General features: G+C 46.3%; 5 protein-coding genes and 1 pseudogene. All 6 read right to left on the bottom strand.

What is annotated here, in order from left to right; all coding sequences use genetic code 11:
• Nucleotides 1-65: 65 nt before the first annotated feature.
• Nucleotides 66-149 (bottom strand): annotated as a pseudogene (locus tag DB398_RS06510) (single-stranded DNA-binding protein); the annotation flags it as partial.
• Between the two features lie 884 nt (nt 150-1,033).
• A complete protein-coding gene (locus DB398_RS06500) occupies nt 1,034-3,001 on the bottom strand; it encodes a heavy metal translocating P-type ATPase (RefSeq protein WP_108423566.1) in 1,968 nt (655 codons plus the stop codon).
• Between the two features lie 42 nt (nt 3,002-3,043).
• Nucleotides 3,044-3,460, bottom strand: coding sequence for a Fur family transcriptional regulator (locus tag DB398_RS06495; protein ID WP_108246765.1), 417 nt, complete (start codon nt 3,458-3,460; stop codon nt 3,044-3,046).
• Between the two features lie 15 nt (nt 3,461-3,475).
• Nucleotides 3,476-4,675, bottom strand: a complete 1,200-nt coding sequence (locus tag DB398_RS06490; protein ID WP_108423565.1) for an efflux RND transporter periplasmic adaptor subunit — start codon at nt 4,673-4,675, stop codon at nt 3,476-3,478.
• A gap of 4 nt (nt 4,676-4,679) precedes the next feature.
• Nucleotides 4,680-9,053, bottom strand: coding sequence for a CusA/CzcA family heavy metal efflux RND transporter (locus DB398_RS06485; RefSeq protein WP_108423564.1), 4,374 nt, complete (start codon nt 9,051-9,053; stop codon nt 4,680-4,682).
• 124 nt (nt 9,054-9,177) lie between these two features.
• A complete protein-coding gene (locus DB398_RS18655; protein ID WP_081894468.1) occupies nt 9,178-9,486 on the bottom strand; it encodes a DUF6660 family protein in 309 nt (102 codons plus the stop codon).
• Between the last annotated feature and the right edge of the window lie 104 nt (nt 9,487-9,590).

Here is a 9,590-nt window from a genome sequence, read left to right as displayed (position 1 = left end):
CACTATGCTCACTTTGGTCCGCCGCGGGTGGCTCAGTTTAATCCGCCGAAGGTGGTATACTATGCCCGTTTTTTGCAGTCAAGGTCTGTGATGGTGGGGTCCTGCCCCACATTTCCGATAAGTTGCACTTTGTTTCTCAATGTACTCATGATAAAAAGTTTTAAAGGCCTGCTATCTTCCAGTATGGATAAATCAGCAAACAGGGTTAAAAATTTCCCCTCTATTTTTTTGGTCATTGTTTCCCAAATTTTAAGGGGCGTTTGTTTGCTTCTTACGTGCGTAGCACAATAAAAGAAGGGGGTTCTGTCAAGGCTTTTGGACAGAAATCGGGAGGCTCCGCGACGTAGCAAAACCTTTAGGTTTTCAAGGAAGTGGAAACCCTATTTGTGGACAAAACCTGTCTTGGCCTTGACAGGTTCGATAAGGGCCTTAGGAATTCCTTCAGACCCATTGGCAAGGGAGCGTACGGGAAGTTAAGCGAGTGCAGGCAATGGTGTCCTGATAGGAAGTCCTTGGGCACTGCCCTGTTTTTCGATGCCCCGAAAAACAACGAGGGCTTCTTTTATTATGGACCCCTTAAAATTTGTTGGGCGGACGGACGGATTTGCGGCCTTTCCCGGCAAAGCCCCAAGAAGGGTTTGCTAAGGAAGGGCGCACCAAAGATCCGTTTGGACGGCTTCCGTTTTGACCAAATGAAGTTTCATCAAACATTACGACAATAAGGGAACAAACGTATTGGAGTTACCCTACGACCGGATTATTTTTCATCTACAGTGATAAGCATTTCGTAATTGTTCGGATACGGTTTTTTATGCCCGGAAGCTTTCATATTGTCTCATAAGTCCTGTCGCCGTTTCTCGAAGAATCAGACCCCTAACCTTCCTGAAGTCCCCTCCAATACACGGACAGTTGTTTGGGTGACACAACCTGCGAAGCCTCTCATGTACAATTTTATTGAAGGTCTTGGCGAACCATGGGGCTGCCAACAACGGCTGAAATATAAGTTAGCCCAAAAAATGGTTCCTCTTTGAAACTAAGTGTTCCACTTCATCCGCTGAAGTCGAACAGCATTCAATATTGCCAATAAGGCAACCCCCACATCAGCAAAAACTGCTTCCCACATCGTGGCTAGGCCTCCCGCTCCAAGGATGAGCACAAATGCCTTCACGCCAAAAGCGAGCCCAATATTTTGCCAAACTATCTTTCGGGTGGAGCGTCCTATTTTAATGGCTCGTGCCATCTTGCTCGGTTGGTCGGTCTGAATGATGACATCTGCTGTTTCAATGGCCACATCACTACCCAAGCCTCCCATGGCAATGCCCACATCGCTGATGGCCAGAACGGGCGCATCATTAATGCCATCGCCCATAAAGGCCACTTTGGTGTCTGATTGTTTTTTGAGTTCTTCGACTTCGCCGAGCTTATCTTCTGGCAACAGGCCGCCCTTTGCCCAATCAAAGTTCAACTTTTTCGAGACTTGTTGCGTTATGGAATCTTTGTCACCCGAAAGCATTATGATTTTCGAAATCCCGGCATCCCTGATTTGTTGGATGGCTTGATGGGCATCTTCCTTGAGTTCATCTGCAATGGTAACATAGCCTGCAAATTTTTCATCAATGGCCAACATTACAATAGAATCTACAATATCATCGGTTTCTGAAGGTACATCAATGTTGTTTGAGGCCATTAGGGCTTTATTGCCCACCAGCACTGTTTTCCCATTGACCGTTCCCCTTAATCCCTTTCCTGCAACTTCCGATACATCGGTTGCCTTTATATCCGTGCCTTCGGCTTTGTATTCCAAAATTGCTTTTGCTATGGGATGGGTAGATTGTTCCTCCATGGCCATCAGGTATTTCATAAACTTGGCTTCCTCAAATTGCGCGGTCTTGATCTCCTTGATTTTAAAAACCCCTTTGGTAACGGTTCCCGTTTTGTCCATCACTACCGTGTTCACTTTGGTGATTGCTTCCAAAAAAGATGCACCTTTGAAAAGAACCCCATTTCGGGATGCCGCTCCCAGACCACCAAAATAGCCGAGCGGAATGGAAATGACCAAGGCACAGGGACAGGAAACGACAAGGAATATTAAAGCGCGATAAAGCCAATCCTTAAATACATAGTCATTTAGAAAAAAGTAGGGCAAGAACGTTAATCCAATGGCAAGGAAAACTACAATGGGCGTATAAATTCTTGCAAATTTTCTGATGAACAGTTCTGTCTTTGATTTTCTGGCTGTAGCGTTTTGTACCATATCCAAGATTCGAGTGATGGAACTGTCCTTGAATTCTTTGGAGGTTTCTACATCGATAACACCCTCGAGATTAATACTTCCGGCATAGACTTTTTCGTCTCTATTTATCGTATCGGGCTTACTTTCGCCAGTAATTGCCGCCGTATTGAGAGAAGCTCTTTCGGATAAGAGAATGCCGTCCAAGGGGATTTTCTCCCCCACACGTACTTGTATCCTTTCGCCAATCTCGACGGTTTGGGGATTTATGGTAACGAAATTCCCGTTACGAAGCACCAAAGCTTCGTCCGGTCGCGCACCCAAAAGGGCCTTAATATTTCCCTTTGCCCGATTGACTGCTGCATTTTGGAACAGTTCGCCCACGGCGTAAAACAACATTACGGCCACGCCCTCTGGGTATTCGCCTATGGCAAAGGCCCCTAGAGTGGCAATGGACATCAGGAAAAATTCAGTAAAGAAATCACCATGCTTTATACTGTTCCAACCTTCTCTAATGACAGGGAAACCAACAGGCAAATAGGCAAGGGTGTACCATATAATCCTTATCCAGCCCTTGAAAAACGGGAAAGCATCAAAATAGTCCACTGCAATGCCGATGATGAGCATTACAAAACTGAAAATGGCCGGTAAATAGGTCTTGAATTTAGATACACCTTCAGGACCACCATGGTTATGGCCACTTTCGTGTCCGTTTTCGCCCTGGCGTTCCTTTGAACCTAGATCACGTAGTTTTACTTTTTTCTTTTTCATAGACGGTAAGGTCGTAATTAGTTTCGTGCAACGGAAGTGCATTTATTGACCGCTGCATTTGTCGCAGATTCCCTTAATGACCAAATTGGCATTTTCTGCCACATACCCATCAGGTAGATTGATATGGGGAATCTTATGCTCAGTGAGACAGACCGTTTCATCACAGTTATCGCAATGAAAGTGCAGGTGCAGATCTTGTTCCATTTCACAATTGCAACCTGGTTCGCACAGGGCATACTTTGAAATATTGGTGCCATCATCTATTTGGTGCACAATGCGTTTTTCCTCAAAGGTCTTCAGGGTCCGGTACAATGTGGTTCTGTCCGCTTTTGAGAAAGCGTTCTCCATATCGGTCAGTGCAATGGCCACTTCCTTTTCAGCCAAATATTTATAGATCAAAATACGCATCGCCGTTGGGCGTACACCTTTATTTTCCAATGTTTTTTCAATGTCTGTCATCGTATTGTGATTATATCAATGATCATGTCCCGCATCCCCTTTTTTCATTTGGGCCATTAAATAGTAGGCATTGTTGTATGCAAATGTAGTGTTTGGTCCAATAGAGTCTACAAAATCGATGGCGACCCAATTTCCGTCATGTGGACCGGTGGTAATTTCGACAGGTTTGAAGCTCCAGTCATTGCCTTCGCGCTCCGCTGTAAATATATACTTCATTCCCTCGTTCGAACTTATTGCACTTTCAGGCATCGCAACAGTCTCGAATTTTTGGATTTCAATCCGTCCTTCAACATACATCCCTGGAATCAGCTGCCCTTCCTTGTTCTCGATTTCGGCATGGACGTGTATCGCTTTGGGATTTTGCTCGAAAGTTTTCCCTACGGAATAAATTTTCGCAGTAAGTTCCTTTCCGGGAATGGATTGCACATTGAAGGATACTTGCTGGCCTACCTTTACTTTGTACACATCCTTTTCAAACACCATTAAATCGGCATGGACGTGATGGGTGTCAACGATTTCAAAGAGGTCGGTCTGCGGTTCTACGTACTGCCCGGTTTTGACCGCTACTTTTTGGACAAACCCCTCAATGGGACTTCGCAATGCCACCCGTTGGTAAATCGTACCATTTCTGACCCCGGATGCACTAATGTTCAATTGTTCCAACTGTGCTTCCAATCCTTTTGCCAGGCTTTGGGAGGCCCTGTATTCCGCTTCGGCCTTTTGAAAGTTGGCCCCGCTGCCCACCCCGGCATCATACAAGTTTTTTTGTCTTTCAAATTCCTTCTTAAGAAACTGGCTGTTACTGTAGGCGTTCAGGTAATCGGTCTGTTTCTGGATAATATTGGGGTGGGACAAATAGGCGACCGTTTGACCTTTATTTACTTGGTCTCCCTCAATGACCTCTATGGACACCACATTGGCACCCACGACCGTTGTAATGGTCGCTTCATTCTGTGGTGGGACCTCCAATTGGCCATTGGCTTCCACATACTGCTTCATAACACGTTGGGTAACAGTATCGATTCTCATGTTAAGATTCCGGTACTGTGCCTCCGTCAGCATGGCTTCTTTGGCTTCACTTTCATTTTGCATTTCACCCACTTCAGGATTTTTTTGCTTTGCTTCCTCAGTATCGGCTTTGGAATTCCCACAGGAAGTAAGAACCAAGAGCATCGCCACGAGCCCGAAAACGCTATATTTAAAAAGATTGTTCATTTGTCTATTGTTTAAAATATTGTAATTCAAATACTGATTCTAGATAATTGTCAAGAGCGTCAAGGGCATCCATTTCCGTGTTTATGGCATCCCGAATAATCTGTGTGAACGCTGCATAGTCCACCGCACCCTCCGCGTAGGCCAACAATGCTCCCCTGCGTTGCTCTTGGGCAAGTGGCAAGGCCTTGTCCCTATAAAATTGCCACGATGCGCTCCATTTCTGATAGGCTTGCACTGCCTGCCGAAATTCGGATTGCAGCTGGCGTTTGGTATAATCCGCATTGGTCTTTGCGATTTCACTTTTAATTTTGGCGGCCTTGGCTTGACTACGCTGTCCACCTGAAAACAAAGGAACCGAAATGCCGGCTTGATAGGTATAGAACCCGCTATTACCATTGACCTGTTGCAGTCCGCCCTGAAGGTTGAATTTAGGCAGCAGATCGGCACGTGCCGCATTGTAAGTCGCCTCGGCCTCCTCGATGCGCCTTTGTGAAAGTTCCAGCTCTGGATGTTTTCCTAAATCCCCGTCCCATCCCAAAACCGTTACCGCACTTTCATCAAGTTTTCCCGGAACTGCATAGTAGATGTCCGAAACCAACCAAAGATTGAGCTTTTGCAGGGCAATGGCATAATCACCTTCGGCCTGTTGCAGTTTATTGTTGATTTGCAAGGCCTGATTTGTGGCCGATGAATATTCCAGCCGGGAAATGGCTTCTACCTCGAAGTTGAGTTCTATTGCTTTTTTAAATTGTGAATAAATAGAATCCAGTTCACGGTACAGTTCAAATTTCTGTCGTTGTCGATAGGCTTCTGACCAAGCCTTTTTGACTTCCTGTTCCACTTGCAATTGGGAAAGGTCCAGAGCTGTCTCGGCCAAAGCTATGCGTTGTCTCTGCAAACGCCTTTTTGCACTGATGCCCAACAGGTCGATATTCTGTTGTCCAACCCCAACCAAGGTATAAATTCCCTGCCCATCCATAATTTCTTCGCCACCTGTAAAGACTTGGGTATTTCCAAGGTCGTAAGCCATACCTTTTAGGACGGTTTGTTTTTGGACCTCCCATTGTTTCGCTTTCAACAGCGGGTAGTTTTTCTTGGAAACTTCCACCGCCTCTTCCAATGAAATAGTGGGCAGTGAATCTTTAGATTGGTCCACCCGTGCATTTTCAAAACCTTCTTGCGCATTCAATTTGGCAGGTAGTGCTGTGGTGAATAAAAGAAGGACCATGACCACAGGGGCAATCCATTTCGGGTCGGGTTTCCTCATCCGTTCCGAACGTCCCTCGACCCATTGGTATAAGATGGGTAGGATAAAGAGGGTCAAGAGGGTCGAAGTTATCAAGCCACCAATGACCACGGTGGCCAAAGGTCGCTGTACCTCTGCCCCGGCCGAAGCCGAAACCGCCATGGGAAGAAACCCTAAAATATCCGTAAAGGCCGTGAGCATAATGGGACGAATCCGTCTTTTAGTGCCTTCTATAATTCTATCTTTAAGATTGGTCACGCCTTCTTCCTTCAGTTCATTGAGACCACTTATCATGACGAGTCCGTTCAGAACGGCCACACCAAACAACACGATAAAGCCGACCCCTGCGGAAATACTGAAAGGCATATCCCTTAACCACAGGGCGAACACACCGCCAATGGTGGCCATCGGGATCGCTAGGTAGATCATCAAGGTCTGTGGAAAGGACTTTAGCGCAAAATAAATCAATATGAAAATCAGGAACAAGGCAATAGGGACCACAGTTTGCAATCTATTGCTGGCACGTTCCAGATTTTCGAAAGCTCCACCATACCGAATGTAATATCCTGCGGGCAGGTCAAACTGTGCATCCAATTTTTCTTGGATATCCTCTACCACCGATTTTACGTCACGGTCGCGAATATTGATACCCACATAGGTCCGCCTATTGGTATTGTCACGGCTTATCTGCATCGGGCCGGGTTCATAACTTACCTCGGCAATTTCCCGTAATGGGATTTGCGAACCATTGGGCAGGTTGATGAACAAGTTCTGGATATCCTCGATGCTTTGTCGGTTTTCCTTTAGAAGTCTTACGACCAGGTCAAACCGTTTTTCACCCTCGAAGATTACGCCCGCCTTTCCTCCTGCAAAGGCGGACTGTACCACTTTATTGAGCTGTTCGATCTTTAGACCGTACTGTGCCAATTTATTGCGGTTGTAGTCAATGGTGATTTGTGGCAGGCCGTCCGTGGCCTCAACTTTCATATCCGCCACACCGGGAACGGTGGCAATGATTTCCCCCATTTCCTCGGCCTTGCTTGCCAATATGCCGAGGTCTTCCCCGAACAATTTAATGGCCACATCCTCACGAACACCCGTAAGTAGTTCGTTGAAGCGCATTTCGATAGGTTGGGTAAACTCAAAATTCACGCCGGGAACGATACTGATGGCCTCCTTCATTTTTTCCACGAGTTCATCCTTGCTTTCTGCAGATGTCCATTCATCAGTTGGTTTGAGGATAACGAAGACATCGGCAATATCCATGGGCATCGGGTCCGTTGGTACATCGGCGACACCGATACGGCTGAGAACGGTTTCAACTTCGGGAAATTCGGCCTTCACGATACGTTCAATAATTGTCGTGGTTTCGATGGTTTCCGACAGGGAACTGCCGGGTTTCAAGATCGCATGAAAGGCAATATCACCTTCGTCCAATTGCGGGATAAACTCACCGCCCATTCTCGTAAAGGCGAAAATGGCAATGGCAAAAAGACCAAGGGCAATGCTTACGACCACTTTGGCCTTGGAAAGTGATTTGGTCAACAACGGTTCATATTTCCGCTCAATCCAATGCACGAACCTATCGCCATAGGATTGTTTTTTGGATTTTGGCGGCCGTAGGAACAATGCCGAAACCATGGGTACATAGGTAAGACACAATAACATGGCCCCGATCATCGCGAAAATGAAGGTGAGGGCCATGGGCTGGAACATTTTCCCTTCGACACCCTCCAAGGCCAAAATGGGCAGGAACACGATCAGAATGATCAGCTGGCCAAAGAAAGCGGCGTTCATCATTTTTTTGGAGGCCTTAGCGGCGATGTCATCCCGTGTTTCTGCACTAACGCCATTCTTTTTGACCACATAGGAGTACATTAAAAAAACGGTGCCCTCTACGATGATCACCGCACCATCCACAATGATTCCAAAATCGATTGCCCCCAAGCTCATCAAGTTTGCCCATACGTCAAAAACATTCATCAGAATAAAGGCAAACAATAGGGATAAGGGTATGGTCGAAGCCACAATGAGTCCGCCACGCCAATTTCCCAACAACAAGACCAACACGAAGATCACGATAAGCCCACCTTCCAAAAGGTTCCCCGTTACCGTGCCTGTTGTCTCGGCGATCAATTCGCTGCGGTCCAGGAAAGGTTTGATGGACACTCCTTCAGGAAGGGACCGTTGTATCTGTTCCACACGTCGGGTCACGTTTTCGATCACCTCGTTGGAATTTGCCCCTTTGAGCATCAAGATCATTCCGCCCACGGCTTCGCCCTTTCCATCTTTGGTAAGCGCACCATAGCGTACCGCACTTCCCATGCTTACCTTACCTATATCCTTCACTTTGATGGGAATGCCATTAACGGCCTTGACCACCATATTTTCAATATCCGATATGGTCCTGGCCAGCCCTTCACCACGAATGAAGTTGGCTTGGTGGTTACGCTCGATGTAGGCCCCACCTGTATTCTGGTTGTTCTTTTCAAGGGCCGAGAACACTTCTGTAATGGTTATACCAATGGCGCGAAGTTCGTCCGGGTCAACCGCCACTTCGTATTGCTTTTTGTTTCCGCCAAAGGCGTTTACCTCCACCACGCCGGGCACCATGGCCATCTGTCTCCGTACAATCCAGTCCTGGATCGTACGCAGTTCGGTTGCCGAATATTCACCTTGATGTTCATCATCTACTTCAAGGGTATATTGATAGATTTCGCCCAATCCCGTTGAAATTGGACCCATAACGGGTTTGCCAAAACCCGAAGGGATCTGTTCTTGAACCTCGGGCAGTTTTTCAGCTACAAGTTGTCTCGGCAGATAAGTGCCCACCTCGTCATCAAATACAATGGTCACTACAGAAAGACCAAATCGGGAAACAGAGCGGATCTCCTTGACGTTGGGCAGATTGCTCATGGCCACCTCAACGGGATAGGTTACAAATTGTTCTATATCCTCCGTTCCCAGATTGGGCGATTGGGTAATGACCTGTACTTGATTATTGGTGATATCCGGTACGGCATCGATGGGAACTTGGGTCATGCTATAAACGCCCGCACCTATCAATGCGAGGGTGAGCAGACCAATAATAAATTTATTATTGATTGAAAAATCAATGATTCTGTTGATCATGGACAAGGGTATTGATTCAGTTTATATTCTTACTGGGCGCATTGATGAAAAGCAACGCACGATATTGACGTAACCATGAAAAAGTCACGTCAAAACAGGATAGTTTTATCCTATAAAAACTGGATCATGCCCGAGGGGGCTGTAAAAGAGAAGGTGGAATATCCTTGCCGAGGTCATCAAAATGGGCAAAGAATTCGTCTGGGATTTCTGGCTGGTACGGTTCAAATGCGACAAGCCCAAAATCTATGGTGTGAACGTGGCAACAATGACATTGACAGAAAGGCGAGCAAAGTTCACAATCGTCACCTTGGTCGCCGTCAGAATCGACTACCGAAACAGTTTGGCAATCGTCAGAGGCATTCCCTGAATCACTACAAGGCACCACGTTGAGCGCCAAGAAGTATATTGTTAATATGATTGTCAAAAATTTCACGGGGCAAAGATAAAAAAATCCAAGTGCAACTCTATTGCAAAGAATGGTTCTTAAAAGGAACTCTTTTTGGACCAATAAAAAGTAGTTCCAAACTTCATTATTGG

Source organism: Flagellimonas amoyensis (assembly GCF_003058265.1).
Lineage (GTDB): Bacteria > Bacteroidota > Bacteroidia > Flavobacteriales > Flavobacteriaceae > Flagellimonas > Flagellimonas amoyensis.
Note: the sequence above shows the minus strand (reverse complement) of the source record. Positions and strands in the feature narration are given on the sequence as shown.